Raw genomic sequence first — 19705 nt, 5'->3', positions numbered from 1 at the left:
TCCTTGGCAAACCGTCTTGAATGGGGTTATGGCCAGGCCGTTTTGCCCTTTTTACCCTTTAGTTGCCCTTGTGTTGCCTTTCTTTAAGGGCCGAAAAATGCGCGAATTTTTACATATCCGGGGATTTTTTACCAGCCCCGCCACTACCGCTACATACAGCGCCCCCTGGGCGCCAGCCCAGATAGAGGCGCTACAGCCGGAGAGTTGGGGCGGAAGCTTGGTTTTCGCAAGGGGTGCCTCGGGTGCATTCATTCACTCCCAGGCGCACAAAACAGATTCCCTCCCCGCCTTAAGGGAAGGTCAAACTCTGCAGGGTTTCACGGTAGTCGCCTATGCTGCGAATTTCACGAAATTCCTCCGGCAGTTCGACATCACTGCTAGCAATCCACAACTGGCGTTTCGGGTCACGTACCGTTGCCTCAAAATAGTGCAACAAGGATTCCGCCGTTACCTGCTCTACGGCGGATGCCAGGTTGGCGCGACGATTGAATTCCAAATCACCCAACAGCAAACTCTGCCAATATCGCTCAGCCTGTTGCCGAAGGTTTTGGGCCGGCTCGCGCAGCTCCTCCGCCAAGGCAGCTCGATGCGCGCCGAGGTCGTCCTCAAGCTGTTCATCATAAGCCGACAAAAACGATTGGATGCGCCCGATCAGCTCTGAACCCTCTGCGGTCGGGGATCGCACCGCAAACAGAATCCCTTCCAGGTTCCGCAAGGGCATGGGCAACAAGTCCAGTTGATCGCTCATCTCTTGATCGGGCGATGATGATGCAAGTGCTGGTCGCACCACACGCCGCAGTAATTGCATGTGCGCAGCATCTTCGATACTGGATTCCAGGCCCTGCACATAAAGCAATACCGAGTGCTCCTCATGCTGTGTCGGGTAGCGATACAAGTGGGGCCCGTCCTGGTCGGGAATTTTGTAGGTGCGGGTCGGCATAAGCTCGCGTCGACTCGGATCGGCGCGCAATTGATGCTCAACCATAGCCGCCAACCGCACAGCCTCTTGCCGATACAGGTTGCCATAGAACAGTCCCGTGATTTGGGCGTTTTGCAGCATGGCATCGGCGAAGCGATGCAAATTCTCCAGGGACTCGCCCGCTAAAGCCTCTTGCAAATCTTCGCCCGTCCAATAGGGGGACAAATGCATTCGCGGCACCTGCCTGGCCAGTTCCCGGTGCGGGTCTTGCGCCGTCTCGGCGCCCCACTGTCGCAACAGCTCGGCTTTCACTCGATCGAACTGCTCCTGTTCAAAGCGTCCCGACTGAATGACCTCAACAATATTGCTCAGTAATAAGCTTTGCCGGGCGCTGTACCCATATACCTGGATATCCAGCCCCCGGGCGTGGGCCTCCACGGTAAAGTCCAGCCCCGCGAAAGCCGCCGGGTAGTTCAGAGAGCTCAAGCGGTCCCGCGCCAGTGCGGCGAACAATTCAGCGCGGGCCGCACCGGTTTGGTCGGCAGCCACCAGCGGCAGAGTCAGACGCAGATTTAGGCTAGCTTTAGGCGTTTGGAACTGACTGTCCTGCTGAAACCATACTCGGCTGCGTGGCTGATTGAGAATCAGCTGCGGCCGAGACGCATCACCCTGGGATGAGACGCCCGGCGAAGGCAGCAGCGGCGCATCTTTCAATAGTACGCGCTGGGGAATAAACGGATTGGGCTGAGGAGCATAGAGCCTTTTCTTGATTCGATTCTTGATTTCGGGTTGACGGGGTTCCAACGACGTCAATGCGTAGGGCACTTGGTACTGCTTCGAGTAGGCCTCCGCTTCCAGCTCGGGAGCCACAAAACTAACCAGCACATTGTCCGGCCGCATCCGACGCAAGAATTGCCGGATCAGGCGGGCGTCATACCGATCGTACAAATAATCACCACTTAATACATCCTCAGCCTCGTAGAGATGCAGGCGCTCGGCCAGCGTGCCGACAGTCTCCAGAGCCGAATCTCGAGACTTAAAACGAAACGCCAGGGCCGCCATCTGTTGCAACTCCAGGTAGCGCCATTCAGCGAGGATGGTCCGTTCGAGCTGACCAATCTGGTAGAACATCAGCGCCACCACCTGGTTGCTGGCCCGAACTCCCAGCTCAGTTAAGTGAACGGTAAATTCAAACAGGGTTTCCTGGTCCGTTTCCATCCGAGCGCCCGCCGTCAGCGCCTCCGCCCAGCCCAGCTCTCTCAACAGAGCCACTAGGCTGCCCTCATCCTCCCGGGTCAAGCTGTGTGCGATATAGCTCAGGGGCTTGCGCTTGTAGTGCTCGCGATCACTGGGCAAGGGAAACAGCAGCGATACTTGCCGCTGGTTACCAAGCGCGCGAATGTTCACTTGGGCGGGCAAGAAATCATCGGGGAACCAGCCGGATGCCAGCTCAGCGTCCGGCGCATCACCCCTGCTCCAGCCACCAAAAGCCCCCTCCGCCAAACTTTGTAACTCATCCAGTGAAGCCGCGCCGGAAACTACCAAGGTGGCTCGTCCGGGCACGTACCAACGACTGTGAAAATCTCCGACAGCCTCATCCAACGGGTGCGTCTCGGAGCTCGGCAATGTGTCCTGGTTACCGAGGATTGCGTTGGCTGCTGGGTGTTCTGGCGCAAACAACTCCCGATAGACATCATCCGCGCGTCGCCGCGGCTCCTCGGATGCGTCCAGGTACACGGCATGAACGCGCTCGCGGCCGCGCTCAATCGCTTCCGCACTGAAATGAGGTGATGACAGCAACCGGGCCAAATAATCAACGGCCGGCTCCAGATGATCGGGCTCAATAGCGAACTGGTAATTGGCGTACTCACCGGTAACTTGGGCACCCACAGTGCCGCCGTGCCGATGAACAAAATCAGACAAAGTCTCGGCTTCGGGTTCTACAGCCGTGAGCAGGCTCTGTTGCACCAAGTGCGCCAGACCTGGCGCACCGGCGGGATCCTGATAGGCACCCGCGCGCACACTAACGGCGGCAGCCGCGTGCTTGGCCTCTGGATCGGAGATGACCAGTACCTGCAAACCATTCTCAAGCTGGAAGTGACGATAGTCGCGCGGGTCGGTTTCGCCTTTAAGGGGGGCTACCACCTTGGCGTGAGCGACACTGCCGAACACGAGCAACAGCAGCCAACAGCATCTTAGGAGCAGAGGAGCACCCACCGTCATTACTCAGTACCCTGCTCTACGTGCTCCGCAGGCTCAGGTTCACTGTACTGCGCCTGCTGTACACCAATGGGCCAGGCGTAGAGTATCGCCTTGACCAGGGTCGCCAACGGAATGGCAAAAAATACGCCCCAGAAGCCCCAAAACCCGCCGAACACCAGAACCGCCAAAATGATTGCCACCGGGTGTAGGTTCACCGCTTCGGAAAATAACAGGGGTACCAGAACATTGCCGTCCAAGGCCTGAATCACCCCATAAGCCAGTAACAAGTAAACGAACTCACTGCTCCACCCCCACTGGAAGAAGCCCACCATCGCAACCGGGAGGGTCACAACAGCGGCGCCAATGTAGGGGATCACCACCGACAAACCCACGGCAATGGCCAACAAAGCCGCGTAATTGAGCCCCATAAGGGAGAAAATAATGTAGGTCACAGCGCCCACAATAAAAATTTCTATCACCTTGCCGCGCACATAGTTGGCAATTTGCTGGTTCATTTCATGCCAGATCTTGCTCATCAACGGCCGCTTGCGAGGCAGGAAGCTGGCAAACCAGTCAAGTATTAACCGGCTGTCCATCAAAAAGAAATACACCAGGATGGGTACCAAAACAAAGTAGATCAGTACCGTCACGAGCACTGGCAAGTTAGTGACGGAAAAGCTGACGATGTATTGCCCCATATAACCCAGCTCAGCGGAAGTGACTGACATCATCTGCTCCACCTGCTGTTCGCTGATCAAATTGGGGTAACGCTCTGGTAGCAACAGCAAGAGGTCCTGCCATTCCCGCAGCATGCGCGGTAATTCGGCAAAAAAGCGCGTGGATTGGCGCCAGATAATCGGCATCAGCCCCAGCACTATGGCCGTAATGCCCGCGATCAAGGCGCAGAAAGAAATAATCACCGCCAAAAAGTGAGGTATCCCCCACTGTCGCAGCCGCGTGACCAAGCCCTGCATCAGAAAAGCAATGATAATGCTCGCGATCATGGGAGCAAGCACAGCGCCCATGGTCAGGACGATCAGCAAGCCGGCCGCCAACAACACCAGCAGGAGAACGGCTTCTTCGTCCGAGAAGTAGCGCTCTACCCAGCTGCGTAAAATTCTTAGCATGGAATCTTTACTCAAATAGGATGATCCTGGAACCTCAGGATTTTACCAAAACATAGGTGTAGACCCCGGCTTGCTCCTGCCAGTGGTCGAGGCGATTACCACTGATTCGGCTAAAGGATTGAAAATCCCGAACCGAACCACTATCGGTAGCTACGACCTTGAGCCGCTGCCCGGACTCCATATTACGCAGGGCCTGTTTCGCCCGCAATAAAGGCAGCGGGCAGCGTAAATCCCGGGCATCCACCTTCTGATCACATTCATCTGCTCCCGGGAAGGGCTGGTCGGTCATGAAAAAGCTCCGCTGAAATGTAAACTACCCTGTTGAACTGTAACCCCAGGCGCCAGTCCTATACCCGGGATGGCCAGTAGCGATACACTGGCACCCATCATCACTCGATGGAGATTGTACCAACGTGAAAGCCGTTGCTAAATTGCTGATGTTTGTCCTGCTGGTGGCCAGCGTGACCAGCTCTGCCAACGCCCAGATCGAACTACCGATGCTGGGAGATACCAGTTCCGGCATGATCTCGCCCCGGCAAGAGCGTGCTTTGGGCCAGGAGTGGCTGCGATTGTACCGCAGCCACGTGCCCACGTCCTCAGATCACCAGATTATCAATTACCTTGAAGACCTGATGAATAAAATGGCCCCCCACAGCCAACTTCAGGACCCAAACCTCTCGCTGGTGCTCGTAGAGAATGACACCATTAATGCCTTTGCCGTTCCCGGCGGAGTCATCGGTATTCACACCGGCTTGATCCGCTCAGCGCAAACAGAACACCAGCTGGCCTCGGTGATTGCGCACGAGATGGCTCACCTGAGCCAGCGACATTATGCCCGGCGCCTTGAGCAACAAAAAAACATGGCCCTGCCCTTTTACGCCGCTCTGTTAGGCAGCTTGGTGTTGGCCGCTACGACCGGTAGCGAAGCGGGCATGGCGGGAATAATGACAACCCAGGCCGCCGCTCTGGATGCTCAACTGCGCTTCAGCCGGCAGAATGAACAGGAGGCGGATCGCATCGGGATGCAAACCATGGCCCAAGCGGGCATGGACCCTCGTGGTGCGGCTGAAATGTTTGAAGTTATGCAGCAGGCGGCGCGCTTCAACCGTCGTCCGCCCGAATTTTTGCTCACTCACCCGATTACGGAACGGCGCATCGCCGACGCGCGCAACCGCACCCTGGATTTGGGCCGGGAAGAATCCTTTCCAGATAACCTAGAGTTCCATTTGATGCGCGCACGGGTAAGAGCCAACCACGCCGAAACGCCGCAAATGGCGGCACAGCGCTTCCAAAGTGAACTGGATGGCCGTAACCGGCACCCATCGGCAAACCGCTACGGTCTGGCTTTGGCCCACACTCGTGCGGGCCAGACAGAAGCAGCGCGTGCTGCCCTGGCACCCCTGTTGGAAGAAGAGCCGGAGCGACTAACTTACCAATTGCTAGCAGCCGATATCGATACTGAAGCGGGCAAACACGATGCCGCATTGGCACGTCTTGAGGGGCTTCATAAGCAGCACCCAGACAGCCACGCTGCCCTGATGCACTATGCCGAAGGGCTGATGAAGGCTGGGCAATTTGCCCGCAGCACAGAGCTGCTGGAGAACTATTCCCGCCAACGCCGTGACGATCCAGAGGTTTGGTATTTGCTGGCTGAGGTCAGCGGGCTGGCAGGAAACATTCTGCAAGTGCATGAAGCCAGAGCGGAGTTTTTTATTCTCAACGGCCGCTACAATCAGGCCATTCGCCACCTGCACCATGGCCTGCGCCATACGGACAGCCGCTATCGCATTACCCTGATTGAAGAGCGAATAAAGCAGACCGAAGAGATGCGCCGCCAGGCAGAGCGGTTGATGTAACGTTCCTTGTGGTCGTCGCCGCAAGGATGCGCGCGAATAACCGAGCTGGCGCGCGGCAGCCAAATCACGCGCCTAACGGCATTGCATCCAGGGTGCGCTGTCGATCCACTGCTGCAATTGATCCGGAGCCAGGGGTCTGGCGATATGGTAACCCTGAGCGCGATCACAGCCCATAGCACTCAGGCGCTCTAGTAGCTCCTCACACTCCACACCTTCCGCCACCACGCTGAGCCCTAAGTTGTGGGCCAATTGAATGGTGGAATTGACGATGATCTCATCCTGTTCATCGTCGAGCATATGCCGGACAAAGGAATAGTCGATTTTCAGAGTTTGCACCGGTAGGCGCTTCAGATACGCCAGGGAGGAATAGCCGGTGCCGAAGTCGTCGATGGAGAGGGACACCCCCAGTTCGTGCAACCACTCCAAAACCTTCATGGCCCGCGCCGGATCGTTCATGATTGAACTCTCGGTGATTTCCAGCTCCAGCGCCGACGCGGGAAGCTGGTACTGTTCCAATAGCTTTTCTACTTGCCTGGGCATGGTTTCGTCCATGAGGTTGCGCGCGGACAGGTTCACCGCCACGCTCACACTAAGGCCCTGGTCATGCCACTGTCGGCATTGACGAATACTCTGTTCCAGAACCCAGTGGGTCATGGGATGAATTAGATTGGTCATTTCCACAATGGGAATGAACTCGCCCGGGGAGACGAAGCCCAGCTCCGGATGGTTCCAGCGCAGCAGCGCCTCAAACCCGTAGCAGCGCCGTTCCTGTAAATCGATTTTGGGCTGGTAGTAGAGGCTCAACTGGTCATCGCGGATGGCTTTGCGCAACTCCACCATCATGGACAACCGCTTGGGCGAATGAGGATCTTTTTCTGGGTCGTAGAGAGCGGCACCACACATTTCAGTTTTGGCCTGGTACATGGCCACATCCGCATAGCGCATCATGGTGCTCACATCACGGGCCTGGGTCGGGCAAACGGAGATGCCAATACTGGCACTGATCTCGATGCTGTAACCGTCCACGTCGAACTCGTTCCGCAAGGCATCCAACACCCGATGGCCGAACACCAGCGCCTGTCGACTGTTGGCCACTTCAGGCATAAAAACCGCAAACTCATCTCCCCCCAACCGGGCCACAACGCCGGGAATATCAGCCATTTCGCTCTCCAGCCGCGGGCCGATCAGGCGCAGCAGGTAGTCCCCCACCTGGTGCCCCAAGGTATCATTGATCTCTTTGAACCGATCCAGATCAATGATCAAAAGCGCGCCCAATTGCCTGTCGCTGCGCTGGGCCAACCAGCGTTCCACCTCACGATAGAGTTTACTGCGGTTGGGTAAATGGGTCAGAGCATCATGATTGGCCTGATACTCCAGGCGATCTTCATAGCGTTTGCGCGCGGTCACATCCTTGGTAGTGCCCCAGACGCGAGTCAAACACCCATCCTCGATCGCCCCCCGACAGGAGATTTGCACACAGATTTCCCGGCCCATGTGGTCCCGGCGGCTCACTCTGTGGTCCACTAGACGGTAACCTTGATCAATAAACAGCTGCCCATCAAACAGGTAATTTTTTGAGCCTGTGTCCCTCAGCCCCGAACCCAAAACGTCGCTGATACTGGGCACACCCAACATGCGAGCCAACACCTGATTTCCCTCGGACAAACGTGCGTTGGCGGCCAAGGCTTCGCTCTGTTCAGCCACTGGGGCGTCGGTGGGGATGGGGGGATCAATGTCGTAGCACCAAATAGCCTCGGAGCTGTTGGCAATAAAGGCCTTATAGCGGGCGTCGCTGCGAGCCAGCTCCCGCTCCCTGGCCTGTTGCTGAGTAATATCTGTCATCACCAACAACAAACCAGTAACCCGACCACGCCGATCTTTGGTGGGAATTTTATCCACCGAGAACCAGCGCTGACCCGTTCTAAAGTGCGCGGTTTCTATGGACTCAAGCTGTGCTTCGCCAGTACGAATCACCTGCATAATTTCGCGTTGGCGCTCGGCGGCATCGTCCCACAACCCGGCTAACTCAAGAAAGCCTTTGCCTTCCATTACCGAGTCGGGAAACAGCTCCTTGGCGAGTCGGTTATAGTCCTTAACCAAACCCCAGCGATCCAGGTACCACACGGCCGAGCGCATGGAATCCAATAACAGTCGCAGCTCCTGAGTCTGTGCCTGCAGCCGTTGTTCAATAGCCTTTTGTTCACTGATGTCGGTCATTACCTGCCCAACACCCTGCAAAGCTCCGCCGGGGGTAAAAACGGGGAAACGGGCACAGAGAAAGCTCTGCTCCTGGCCGTCGGCGGCGGGAAACACTTCTTCTGACTGGGAGGTAATATGGCCGTCGCACACGCCACGATCTTCCCATTGCAAGCGCGCTGCTACGGGAGCGGGAAAGAGATCGGCATCAGTGGATCCGCACACCTCGTCCTCTTCACGGCCCAGCCAGTCGGCAAAGCTCCGATTGGCGAGCAGGTAGGTGCCCTGGGGGGACTTAACGGAAATCATACTGTGGGAGTTGTTGATCAGGCTGTACAGCACCTCATCCTTGTCATCCAGCCTGGGGGCTATGCTTCTGGAGTACTCTTGCAACTGCACGAGAACCCGGGCGACATTGCCACGGCGATCTTTGAGGGGCAGAAAGCTCGCTTTCAACGGCAGGCTCTGCTCACTCATGAGTCTGTTTTTGTGCAGTGCTTTCAGCCGGTATTCCAGCTCGAAGGACACCACGTCCCCGTGGCGGTAGGCGTCTTCCAGCCGGGCGCGTAGATCTGCCCCCATCTTAAAGTTTTGATCACGCAGGAGGTTGTACTGGCCAAAACCCGAGGTTGCCTGTCGAGGTGTCAGTCTGAGCAGAGTCTCCAGAGCTTGATTGCACTCCAATACGACACCGTTGCAATCAGTGACTAGGCTCGCGATGGGGCTTTCGGAAAACAGGCGGGAGAGTAATTTCTGTATATATTCCGGGCCCGGATTCGCTAGCCAGTGATCGCCACTCACCACCACACCGCTGTAGCAAAGCTCGTCCGCGCGCTTGCTCAGTTTTTCCATTGAGTTCGCACGCGCGATAAAGCGCAAACTGGGTTTACTGGCGAGAGCGGTAAGACGCACTTCACAAGCGGCCAGAGGGCGGGCTCCAACCGCTAGGTCTACGCTCTCCGGCGTTTTGAAGGTGTTCTGAAAGATGTATTGGTCGGCCGCCGACAGCAAGGCCAATAATTGATCCCGATGCTTGAGCGGAGCCAAGTCGGGCAAAAGCTGGTAGAGGGTATCGGAGCAGATCAGAGTGCCCGAGTGTGGATAGTAGTGCCACACCGCGACTTCTGAAGCATTGAGAATGCCGTCCAAGTGGAGTCCGGTCGGCAATTTAGCGCTGTTTATGACGTTTCCCTGCCCCATGGCGAAGTAAGCATCCACACTGTCGAGGTAAATCCAATGAATTCAGTGTAGACGAAATAAACGCCGTTTGTGGTAGTTTTCCTTCCCGGAGCCTACCTCTTTCGTGACTCCAAACCCGTTAATAATGGGGTGGCGGTTGATCCTCGCCCTCAGCGCCCTGGTGGTGCCGCAAATCCTGGTATTGCTCCGCCAAGGAGCGCAATTGCTGACGCAACTGATCAATCTGGGTGGCCTGTTCGACCACCACGCCATTGAGCTCGTTGAGGGTGTCCTCCTGAAAGGCCAGGCGACTCTGTAATTCGATAATTTGATCTTCCAGCGTATTCATCGATACGGGTACCTTGTGGCAAGCAAGCTCAGTTCCGCTCTTCCGGACCGGGCAAACTGGCGTAGTAATGGCTGAGCGCAACAATATCCTCGTCGCTGAGATTGCGAGCGATAGAACTCATCATCGGGTCGTCTCGCTCCCCGCTGCGATAAGCAAGCATTTGCTCTTGTAAATACTCTTTGGATTGACCTGCCAGCGAGGGGTAGGAGCGAACCCGAGAAATGCCCTGGGGACCGTGGCAGCCCATGCAGGTTCGAGACCTCTGCCGCCCCACCAGAAGCAAAGCTTCTTCGCTATCTCCGCCTACCTCGGTGCCGGGGCTGGGCGCCGGACTCGGGCCGCAACCGCTGAGCAGCAACAACATTCCGGTGAGGACAGCAATAATCGAGGGAAATAAGGCGATTTTCACGGGAGGTAAACCTTGGGTAGGGACTTCAAATACAAACGGAGCCGAAGCTCCGTTCCGTTCACGTCGCATTCTACCACCTCGGTGGAGGACAGCATAAGAGCCTAGGTGTAAGTGACCCGCTGATGCGCAGTCTCAGCCGCAAGCCTCCCGCACCTTCCCTCGCGTGTTACAGGGCGAACTGCTGAATATTGCGTTTCAATTCGGCGGCCAAGGAGGCTATGTCATTTGCGGAGGCCGAGAGCTTGTGAGCGTTTTTATCGCTCTGATCGATCTCTCCTCTCAGAAAATTGACACTGGTTTCGCCTTTCGTCATGACTTCAGTTTGTGACGCGGCCAATGCCGCTGTCTGGGCGTTTAGGGTATTGAGCTTTTGCACACCAGAGGCGATACAGGACAACTTGCCCTCAATGGCCTCGAATGCCTCCCGAGTGTTCTCCATATGTTGCCGGCTGCTGCCCATGGCGTTGTCGGCCATCTCGCTGGCTTTTTGAAGACAGCCGATGGCTTCCTGCACGTCTTTGGAAGACTCTTGGGTTCGACTGGCCAGAGTTCTCACCTCGTCCGCAACAACGGCGAAGCCTCGACCGCTGTCCCCCGCCCGGGCCGCCTCGATGGCCGCATTGAGCGCCAGCAAATTGGTTTGTTCAGCGATCGCTGAAATGACATCCAGCACAGAGCCGATTTTCTTCGATTCAGTAACGACTGTTCTGATTACCGTACTGGTTTCGTCAATGCCCGCTGCCAGTTGTTCGATAACGCACTGGCCCTGGCTCAAGGACGTTAGGCCCTCCGTGGACGCCCCATCCACAGCTTGGGTTGTTTGAGCCGCTTCCTGAGCGTTATGGGACACGCTACCGGCCGCTTCTGAAGCGCTGGTGACCGCGGTAGCGGCCTGGGATATCTCCTGAACCTGCAACGAGGACTTCTCCAGCAACTGCTCAGACAGTCCGCCTATCACGGCCTCTGAGGAGGTTAACCGTTCCGCCACATCCCGGGTCTCCAGCAAAACCCGATGGGTGTTTTCAATAATTCGTTTCAACGCCTGGCCGACCGGCGTAACAGGGGTGTGGGAAGGAGGTTTGAGATCAATGGTTTCGCCACCGCTGAGTAGGTTACCCGTGTAGGCGTACACATCCTCCGACTGCAGCGCCTCCTTGCGCAATTGCTGGGCCATCACGCAGAGAACGCCTGCCTGGAATACAACATAGCAAGCGTGCAAAATCACAATTTGAAAACCCGCTCCATGTTCAAATACGTACACCGGGTAGCCGCCAGCCTGCAGTATATGGAAGCCCACATGATGCACAGCGGCAACACCGGCGCCCACCACAATGGGCAGCCAATCTCGGTAGTACAGGAGGAAAGCGAGGAGCACAAAAAAGCCAAAGTGCATCTCAATCATGCCTTGGGCCTTGTGGATATGAACGGCCGTCATGGCCATAAAACTGACAGCGAAACTGAGCCGGGTAATGACGTGACCGGGCATGCACCACACCAGCAAGCTGGGCGCCAATGCCATGAGAAAAGCCAGCACCAGCGCCGTTCCCCAGACACCGTACCAAAAAGCCAGTGCCACAGCGTAGGCAAACAGAATCCAAACCACCGCGAGCATAAACATGTGTGCCCGTTGGCGCTGTCCATCCAGGGAAAATAAGGCTTTCCCCATGGGTTGCGATACCGTCATATCCTTTTCCCTGGTCCAAAGTGTTGAGCGAAGTTCGTTATAGTTAAGCTGTATCGGCCAGACTGCTCTTAGGTTTAGCACAGATTCTCCGGGCTTAAACTGTGTCTCACGCAATCAGTGGAACCAGGGGAGCAGAAGCAGGCATAAAGCCTTCGAAAATGCTACGATTGCGCGCATTCACTCTGCACCAGGACGCCAATCATGAGCCGCAATAGCCGTTTGGTTTACTCCACCGACAAGGGCCGAATCAAGTCCGAGTCAACACCTGCCGACGCAGCCCCTGTGGGCGATGGTATCGTTCGCCTGCGCCGCGAAACCAAAGGGCGTAAAGGCAAAGGCGTAACCCTGGTTGACGGGGTACCGGAGAGCGCCGATAAGCTTAAAACGCTGGCGAAAGAGCTCAAGCAGCTGTGCGGCACTGGCGGTTCTGTCAAAGCTGGTGTTATTGAAATTCAGGGCGATCAGCGGGAGCGACTCAAGCCCGCCCTGGAAGCCAAAGGTTATACCGTGAAGCTGGCGGGCGGCTAAGCCCCTCGGCGCCCCGCTCATTTTTACCGCGCGACTGTTACGTCTCGGCTCACTCATCGTCCCCTTTCTTTGGCCCAGATTTTGCTCTAACTGTCCTTAACAGCGTACAAGCGCTCTAAACGTCAATTCTATGTCACCAAGGTGTGCTCAATGGACAGTGCCATTTTTTTTCAGTTAATCGACACTTCCCTCAAGGTGGCCCTCGGCGCGCTCATCGCGGGCATTGCCGGTTGGGTAATGTTGCGACGCGACGCCCTGGTGGGGCCAAAATCCCCGCGCGAGAACCGTCGCCTGACACTGTTGGAGCAAGTCTCCTCGCAAGTGGGCCAGGTCACGCACAGCTTCGCCAAATACTCGTCACTGGCGGCGGAATACGTGCAGTTCGGAGACCGGTGGCCCCGGGAAAGACGCGCGGAACTGGAAGCCATCAGTGCCGAGCTGGTGGCGGAATTCAAGCAACTCGCTGATGCTGAAGCCAAGCTCCTGATGCTGGGCGAGAAAAACCTGGAACGCTGCCTGCGCATTTACGGAGGGAAGATCGCCCTCTATCGCAAACAGGTTTACGTGGGCCGGCAGGACATCAGTTTGGAACAAGCCATGGCGCTTAAGCAGGAAGTCTCGCAGGCGCGAGAGAAGTTTTACGAGCTGCTCAGCCGCAAATACGACCAGCTTCTAGCCAGTGCTTGACCGGGTTGGCGCCCTACCCTGCCCTGTCGGCTATCTAAACAATAGCCTACCTCAATTGTACTCCCAGATCTTAATAGCCTAGGCTGTGAATCACGGGGCATCTGCCCCAACGATTTCACCGCCATTCGGGCTGCATGCCCAATTTCCAGGGAGTTACTATGAGCGATAAGCCCAAACCAACCTTAACCACCACGGCCGGCGCTCCCCTCGCCAGCAACCAGAACTCACTCACAGCGGGGCCACGGGGCCCAGTGCTGCTGCAGGATTACCAACTGATTGAAAAACTGGCACACCAAAACCGCGAGCGCATTGCCGAGCGGGCTGTGCACGCCAAGGGCTGGGGCGCCTACGGAACCTTGACCATCACTAACGACATCAGTCGCTACAGCAAGGCGCGTTTGTTTGCGGAAGTGGGCAAGACCACGCAAGTTCTGGCCAGGTTCTCTACGGTTGCAGGTGAGGCTGGCGCGGCGGACGCCGAGCGGGATGTCCGCGGCTTCGCGTTGAAGTTTTACACCGAGGAAGGCAATTGGGATTTGGTGGGCAATAACACGCCGGTGTTTTTTGTGCGCGACCCTTACAAATTCCCGGATTTTATCCATACCCAAAAACGCCACCCGCGCACTAACATGCGCTCTCCCACCGCTATGTGGGATTTTTGGTCTCTGTCTCCGGAATCGCTTCACCAGGTAACCATGTTGATGTCCGACCGTGGTCTGCCCACAGACGTACGTCACATCAACGGCTATGGTAGCCATACGTTCAGTTTCCTCAATGACGACAACGAGCGCTACTGGGTTAAGTTCCATTTCAAAACCCTACAGGGCCACCGTCACTGGACCAATGAGGAAGCGGAAAAAGTGGTGGGCAAAACCCGCGAATCCACCCAGGAGGATTTGTTCTCGGCCCTCGAAAACGGCGACTACCCCAAGTGGCGCATGTGCGTTCAGATTATGCCGGAAACCGACGCCGAGAAGACAACTTACAACCCGTTCGATCTGACCAAAGTTTGGCCACACAAAGAGTACCCGCTCATTGAAGTGGGCATTCTGGAGTTGAACCGCAACGCCGATAATTACTTTGCGGAGATTGAACAAGCGGCGTTTTCACCGTCCAATGTCGTGCCCGGAATTGGCTTTTCCCCGGACAAAATGCTGCAAGCGCGTATTTTCTCCTACGCCGATGCACACCGGCACCGTTTGGGCACCCATTACGAAGCCCTGCCGGTGAATGCCCCGAAATGCCCGGTGCATCACTACCACCGAGATGGTCAAATGCGCTTCACGCCCAACAGTCCCAATCCGGACGCCTACTACGAGCCCAACTCGTTCAGCGGGCCCGTGGAAAAGCCGGACGTGAGCGAGCCGCCGTTGAAAATCAGCGGCGATGTGGATCGCTATGACCACCGGGAAGGCAACGACGACTACAGCCAGCCACGCGCCCTTTTTAACCTGTTTGATCAGGGCCAAAAACAACGGCTGTTCAACAACATTGCGGCCGCCATGGCGGGCGTTCCAGAGTTTATTATCGAGCGCCAGCTGGGGCATTTTGAGCAGATTCACCCTGACTATGCGGCCGGCGTTCGCGCCGCTTTGAACCAGGGGAATTAAGCCTGCAGAAAAGAAAAAGCCCGCGCTGGTGACAGTCGCGGGCTTTTTTACATCTTAAGGAGAATCAGTTTCCGTAGCTCATCAAACGCTTGTAGCGCCGCTCCAGCAACTGATCAATTGGCTCACCGCTTAACCGATCCAGTTGGTCCACGAGACGGCCTCGCAAACTGGCGGCCATGGTTTCAATATCCCGGTGTGCGCCGCCCAACGGCTCGGGGATGGTTTCGTCCACTATGCCCAAATCCTCCAAACTCTTGGAGGTCACACCCATGGCTTCGGCGGCCTGGGGCGCTTTGGCTACGGTTTTCCAAATAATGTTGGCACAACCTTCGGGGGAGATCACAAAGTAGGTGGAGTATTGCAGCATGTTCAGCTGATCGCCCACACCAATGGCCAGGGCGCCACCGGAAGAGCCCTCGCCAATCACGGTGCAGATAATCGGCGTGCGCAAGCGAGACATAACCGCGAGATTCTGGGCAATGGCCTCACTGATACCCCGCTCCTCGGAATCAATACCGGGATAAGCGCCGGGAGTGTCGATCAACGTCAGTACCGGCATTTTGAATCGCTCGGCCATTTCCATCAGGCGCAGAGCCTTGCGGTAGCCTTCCGGCTTGGGCATACCGAAATTGCGATACACCTTGTCGTTGACGCTGCGGCCTTTTTCCTCACCGATAACCATTACCGGTTTGCCGTCCAAACGGCCAACACCGCCAATAATGGCGTGGTCATCGCCAAAATGGCGATCGCCGTGCAGTTCGTCCCAGTCGGTAAACAGGCGCTTAATGTAATCCGAGCTGTAGGGCCGGTGCGGGTGACGCGCCACCTGTACCACCTGCCAGGGTGTCAGTTGGGCATAAATGCTTTCGGTCAGCTTGGTACTTTTTTCCCGCAGTTTGGCAATTTCCTCAGTGATATTGAGGTCGTTGTCGTTGCCCACCAGTTGCAGCTCCTCGATTTTTCCTTCAAGGACGGCGATAGGCTGTTCAAAATCCAGATAATTCAGGTTCATAATCGGCTAGGCATTCCAGTTTATTGTGCTGTCTCACGCCAGCTCACAGCGGCTGACGGGCGGCCCGCGCACCGCACGAAAGGGTCTAAAGATACGCGAAAACGGCTAAATAGTCGACCGTGGGAGGCGATCCTGCCCGACTAGCGTCCGTCACAGGCGGCCAAACTAAAACGACTATTGCCTGTAACTTATTAGTCACTCAAGTTTCGGGGCTAAAAACTCGTCGGGTGGCACTAAGCTGGGATGGCGAACCCCGCTGCGGGACCGTCGGAGGCAGGGATGCCGACGTCGAGCTTACATGGACGTATTCACAGCGTGTCCCGCAGTGGGGTTCGCCATACCAGCGCCTCAAGTTGAACTCGAAACTTGAGTTGGTCAGTACACAAGCTGCACACTCTCCGCCCCGTAGGTGTCACGCAGGCGCTGCAATAAATCGTCCTCCGGATGCACCTGCCAGGTCGCGCCCAGGCGCAGCTGAGCGCGTACGTCAGTGCGCCGGTAGTCAATCACTATAGGGCACCGCCCATCCCGATAGGGGTCCAGTAGCTCACTGAGCTGTCGGGCAAAGTTCGCCGGCAAGGCGCCCGCCTCCACCGCCAAACACAGTTCCCGCGCCCTTTCCTGGCGCATATCGGCCAGCAGGCGAATACCGTCGGCGCGCATTTTTAGCGCGCCGCTGTAGTCGTCGTGACTCACCTGGCCGGTGATTACCAGTAAGCTGTCCTTCAAAAGCAGGTCCCGGGCTTCACTGTAAGCATCGCTGAAAATCGCCACTTCGATGCGCCCGGTGCGGTCATCCAGAGTGACGAAGGCCATATTGTCGCCGCGCTTGGTTTTCATAATGCGCATGGCGACCACCAGGCCAGCGACCGTTTGCGAGCTCTTTTCCGGCTTCAAATTGGCAATGCGCGACGAGACCAAGTGATCCAATTCGCTGTCGTATTCATCGATGGGGTGGCCGGTTAAGTAAAGCCCCAGGGTTTCTTTTTCCCCGTGCAAACGTTCTTTTACGCTCCAGCTGCGCACCCGCTGAAAATCCCCGTAGGTGTCACCTTCGCTGTCTCCACCTCCGGGGATCACCTCTCCGAACAGATCCACCATACCGGCGCTTTGGTTGGCGGCCTGCTGCTCCGCGGTTTTTACCGCTTCGTTAATGGCGGCAAACATGACTGCCCGGTCGTAATCCAGGTTTACGCCGGGGCCAAGCTTGTCAGCGGCACCCGAGCGAATCAGGGCTTCCAGGGCGCGCTTATTGACCTTACGGGGATCAACCCGGGCGCAGAAGTCGAACAAGTTTTTAAAGGGCCCCTGCTGGCGCGCGGCAATAATGCTCTCCACCGGGCCTTCGCCCAGGCCTTTGATGGCGCCGAGGCCGTAGATAATATTGCCGTCATCGTCAGCACTGAATTGAAATTCGCCGCTGTTGACGTCCGGGGGCAATAACTGCAGCTTCATCTGCCGACAGTCTTCAATGAAGGTCACTACTTTGTCGGTCTTGTCCATGTCCGAGGACATGGTCGCCGCCATAAAGTGGGCCGGATAATGGGCTTTCAGCCAGGCCGTTTGGTAAGAGACCAGGGCGTAGGCGGCGGAGTGAGATTTGTTAAAACCGTACCCGGCGAATTTTTCCACTAGGTCAAAAATTTTCATGGCCAATTCGGGGTCTATGCCCTGCTCTTTGGCGCCTTCAGCAAACACCTTGCGCTGCTTGGCCATTTCCTCGGGCTTTTTCTTACCCATGGCCCGGCGCAGCATATCCGCACCGCCGAGGCTGTAACCGGCCAATTCCTGTGCAATCTGCATCACCTGCTCCTGATACACGATCACCCCGTAGGTGGGTTTCAGGATCGGCTCCAGACGCGGGTGCTGGTACTTGGCGTCCGGGTAGGCCACTTGTGCGCGGCCGTGCTTGCGATTGATAAAGTCGTCCACCATGCCAGAGTCCAGAGGCCCCGGCCGAAACAGGGCCACCAGCGCGATCAACTCTTCCAGGCTCTCGGGGACCATGCGCTTGATCAAATCCTTCATGCCGCGGGATTCCAGCTGAAACACCGCCGTGGTATCGGCGCGTTTGAGCATGGTGAAGGTCTCTGGATCATCCAGCGGGATGGTTTCGATATTCAGCGGCGCTTCGCCATTTTTGGCGCGCTGCTGATTGATCATGGCGCAGGCCCAATCAATGATGGTCAGGGTGCGCAGGCCGAGAAAGTCAAACTTGACCAGGCCGGCTTCTTCCACGTCGTTTTTGTCGTACTGCGTCACCAAACCGCCACCGGCGTCGTCGCAGTACAAAGGCGCGAAATCAGTCAGCTTGGTGGGGGCGATAACCACACCCCCGGCGTGCTTGCCGACGTTGCGCGCCAGGCCCTCCAGTTGCGTGGCCATGTCCCAGATTTCCTGGGCCTCTTCGTCATTGTCCAGAAACTCCCGGAGTATCTCTTCCTGCTCCAGTGCCGCTGCCAGCGTCATGCCGGGCGTGGCAGGAATCATTTTCGAGAGCTTGTCCGCCAGGCCGTAGGATTTGCCCTGCACTCGCGCCACGTCTCGCACTACCGCCTTGGCGGCCATGGTGCCGAAGGTAATAATCTGGCTCACGGCATCGCGCCCGTAGCGATCCGCTACGTAGGAAATCACCCGGTCCCGGTTGTCCATGCAGAAGTCCACGTCGAAGTCCGGCATGGATACCCGCTCGGGGTTGAGAAAGCGTTCAAACAGCAAATCGTATTGCAGCGGATCCAGGTCGGTAATCTTCAGCGCGTAGGCCACCAGCGAACCGGCACCGGAACCACGGCCAGGGCCAACCGGAATCTGATGGTCTTTGGCCCACTGGATGAAGTCCATCACGATCAGAAAGTAACCGGGAAAACCCATCTGAATGATGATATCCAGTTCGAAACGCAACCGTTGCTCGTAGACTGTGCGCCGTTCCTGATAGTCCGGAGCCGCGGAGTCGAGAATGTTCTTGAGGCGATCGTTCAGACCTTCAAACGAAATTTTTTCAAAAAACTGGTTTTCGGTCAGCCCATCGGGAATGGGGTATTCGGGCAGGAAGTAGGTGCCCAGTTGAATGTCCAGGTTACAACGCTTGGCAATTTCCACGGAGTTTTGCAACGCTTCCGGGATATCCCTGAACAGCTCTTGCATTTCCTCCGGCGAACGCAGGTATTGCTGATCACTGTAGCGACGTTCGCGACGCGGATCGTCCAGTGCCCGGCCCTCGCTGATACACACCCGAGCTTCATGGGCTTCGAACTCGTCCTGCTCCAGAAAACGCACGTCATTGGTCGCTACGACTGGGCACTGAGCCTGAGTGGCCAGTTCCACGGCGGCATGCAGATAGTGCTCATCGTTCTCGCGCCCGGTGCGCTGCAACTCCAGGTAAAAGCGCTGAGGAAAGTCCGCCATCCAGTCGTCCAACAGCTGTCGCGCCGGGCCCTGACGGCCCGCGGTTAGGGCTAGACCTATGTCCCCAAATTTACCACCGGACAACGCGATCACACCCTCGCTGCATGCGCTAATCCATTCCCGCTGAAGATAGGCAATACCCTGCCTCTGGCCTTCACGCCAGGCGCGCGAGATAAGCGCAATGATGTTTTTGTAGCCGGTATTGTTCATAGCTAGCAAGGTGATCAGGCTAGGCTTGCCCTCGGGATCGCTGTTGGTGAGCAAAAAATCGCAGCCCGCGATGGGCTTCAAACCCGCTCCCTGAGCGGCCTTGTAAAACTTGATCAAGCCGTAGAAGTTACATTGATCGGTGATGGCGCAAGCGGGCATGCCCAGCTCAGCGACCTGCTTAACCAGGGGTTTGATGCGCACCAAGCTATCCGCCAGGGAAAACTCGGTGTGTATTCTTAAATGGATAAAATCGGCAGCCATGATGTTCTTCAGTGTTATGGTTTTTTCGGGGGTGTCCGCGTTTAAGCGATTCGCTTACCGGCGGCTGCGGA

The 19705-nt window shown here is 56.7% G+C and carries 13 protein-coding genes; 4 read left to right on the top strand and 9 right to left on the bottom strand.

All coding sequences use genetic code 11. The annotated features are described in order from the left end of the window. Positions 1-289 precede the first annotated feature (289 nt). Genes RBH33_RS01500 through RBH33_RS01490 form a run of 3 tightly spaced genes read right to left on the bottom strand, consistent with a single transcriptional unit; the run spans position 290 to position 4537 of the window. On the bottom strand, positions 290-3142 hold the full coding sequence (locus tag RBH33_RS01500; protein WP_306730351.1) for an insulinase family protein: 2853 nt from the start codon (positions 3140-3142) through the stop codon (positions 290-292). Then, positions 3142-4248, bottom strand: a complete 1107-nt coding sequence (locus tag RBH33_RS01495; protein WP_306730350.1) for an AI-2E family transporter — start codon at positions 4246-4248, stop codon at positions 3142-3144. The genes RBH33_RS01500 and RBH33_RS01495 overlap by 1 nt, the downstream gene beginning before the upstream one ends. Before the next feature lie 34 nt (positions 4249-4282). Then, complete coding sequence (locus RBH33_RS01490) at positions 4283-4537, bottom strand: sulfurtransferase TusA family protein (RefSeq protein WP_306730349.1); 255 nt, start codon at positions 4535-4537, stop codon at positions 4283-4285. 124 nt (positions 4538-4661) lie between these two features. On the opposite strand from RBH33_RS01490, the gene RBH33_RS01485 reads away from it, so the two are divergent. Next, positions 4662-6104 carry a M48 family metalloprotease gene (locus tag RBH33_RS01485; RefSeq protein ID WP_306730348.1) on the top strand — a complete coding sequence of 481 codons (1443 nt, stop codon included), beginning with the start codon at positions 4662-4664 and terminating at the stop codon, positions 6102-6104. A gap of 72 nt (positions 6105-6176) precedes the next feature. Here RBH33_RS01485 and RBH33_RS01480 read toward each other — a convergent pair whose 3' ends face one another. The 4 genes from RBH33_RS01480 to RBH33_RS01465 form a co-directional block, all read right to left on the bottom strand. After that, complete coding sequence (locus tag RBH33_RS01480) at positions 6177-9518, bottom strand: bifunctional diguanylate cyclase/phosphodiesterase (protein ID WP_306730347.1); 3342 nt, start codon at positions 9516-9518, stop codon at positions 6177-6179. A gap of 100 nt (positions 9519-9618) precedes the next feature. After that, positions 9619-9828, bottom strand: coding sequence for a SlyX family protein (locus RBH33_RS01475; RefSeq protein ID WP_306730346.1), 210 nt, complete (start codon positions 9826-9828; stop codon positions 9619-9621). 28 nt (positions 9829-9856) lie between these two features. Continuing rightward, entirely contained in the window at positions 9857-10306 is a 450-nt protein-coding gene (locus RBH33_RS01470) for a c-type cytochrome (RefSeq protein ID WP_306730345.1), read from the bottom strand. A gap of 97 nt (positions 10307-10403) precedes the next feature. Next, complete coding sequence (locus tag RBH33_RS01465) at positions 10404-11921, bottom strand: methyl-accepting chemotaxis protein (protein WP_306730344.1); 1518 nt, start codon at positions 11919-11921, stop codon at positions 10404-10406. A gap of 201 nt (positions 11922-12122) precedes the next feature. On the opposite strand from RBH33_RS01465, the gene yciH reads away from it, so the two are divergent. From yciH to RBH33_RS01450, 3 genes are all read left to right on the top strand, one after another. Next, positions 12123-12449: a stress response translation initiation inhibitor YciH gene (yciH, locus tag RBH33_RS01460; protein ID WP_306730343.1), complete on the top strand. Its 327-nt coding sequence runs from the start codon at positions 12123-12125 to the stop codon at positions 12447-12449. Between the two features lie 150 nt (positions 12450-12599). Next, the gene (locus tag RBH33_RS01455; RefSeq protein ID WP_306730342.1) at positions 12600-13136 is read left to right on the top strand and encodes an energy transducer TonB; all 537 of its coding nucleotides are present in this window, start codon (positions 12600-12602) and stop codon (positions 13134-13136) included. A 158-nt stretch (positions 13137-13294) separates the two neighbouring features. Beyond that, a complete protein-coding gene (locus tag RBH33_RS01450) occupies positions 13295-14746 on the top strand; it encodes a catalase (RefSeq protein WP_306730340.1) in 1452 nt (483 codons plus the stop codon). Positions 14747-14810: 64 nt separating this feature from the next. Here RBH33_RS01450 and RBH33_RS01445 read toward each other — a convergent pair whose 3' ends face one another. Both RBH33_RS01445 and dnaE read right to left on the bottom strand, forming a co-directional pair. Beyond that, positions 14811-15758 (bottom strand): acetyl-CoA carboxylase carboxyltransferase subunit alpha, encoded by a 948-nt coding sequence (locus RBH33_RS01445; protein WP_306730339.1) that lies wholly within the window; start codon positions 15756-15758, stop codon positions 14811-14813. 375 nt (positions 15759-16133) lie between these two features. Beyond that, positions 16134-19634, bottom strand: a complete 3501-nt coding sequence (gene dnaE, locus RBH33_RS01440; RefSeq protein ID WP_306730338.1) for a DNA polymerase III subunit alpha — start codon at positions 19632-19634, stop codon at positions 16134-16136. Between the last annotated feature and the right edge of the window lie 71 nt (positions 19635-19705).

The organism is Marinimicrobium hydrolyticum (assembly GCF_030848505.1).
Lineage (GTDB): Bacteria > Pseudomonadota > Gammaproteobacteria > Pseudomonadales > Cellvibrionaceae > JAVDDU01.
Note: the sequence above shows the minus strand (reverse complement) of the source record. Positions and strands in the feature narration are given on the sequence as shown.

Coding starts and splice junctions, on each gene's coding strand:
- dnaE (WP_306730338.1), bottom strand. CDS start 19,634: ATGGCTGCCGATTTTATCCATTTAAGAATACACACCGAGTTTTCCCTG.
- RBH33_RS01470 (WP_306730345.1), bottom strand. CDS start 10,306: ATGCGACGTGAACGGAACGGAGCTTCGGCTCCGTTTGTATTTGAAGTC.
- RBH33_RS01465 (WP_306730344.1), bottom strand. CDS start 11,921: ATGACGGTATCGCAACCCATGGGGAAAGCCTTATTTTCCCTGGATGGA.
- RBH33_RS01490 (WP_306730349.1), bottom strand. CDS start 4,537: ATGACCGACCAGCCCTTCCCGGGAGCAGATGAATGTGATCAGAAGGTG.
- RBH33_RS01445 (WP_306730339.1), bottom strand. CDS start 15,758: ATGAACCTGAATTATCTGGATTTTGAACAGCCTATCGCCGTCCTTGAA.
- RBH33_RS01495 (WP_306730350.1), bottom strand. CDS start 4,248: ATGCTAAGAATTTTACGCAGCTGGGTAGAGCGCTACTTCTCGGACGAA.
- yciH (WP_306730343.1), top strand. CDS start 12,123: ATGAGCCGCAATAGCCGTTTGGTTTACTCCACCGACAAGGGCCGAATC.
- RBH33_RS01500 (WP_306730351.1), bottom strand. CDS start 3,142: ATGACGGTGGGTGCTCCTCTGCTCCTAAGATGCTGTTGGCTGCTGTTG.
- RBH33_RS01450 (WP_306730340.1), top strand. CDS start 13,295: ATGAGCGATAAGCCCAAACCAACCTTAACCACCACGGCCGGCGCTCCC.
- RBH33_RS01455 (WP_306730342.1), top strand. CDS start 12,600: ATGGACAGTGCCATTTTTTTTCAGTTAATCGACACTTCCCTCAAGGTG.
- RBH33_RS01475 (WP_306730346.1), bottom strand. CDS start 9,828: ATGAATACGCTGGAAGATCAAATTATCGAATTACAGAGTCGCCTGGCC.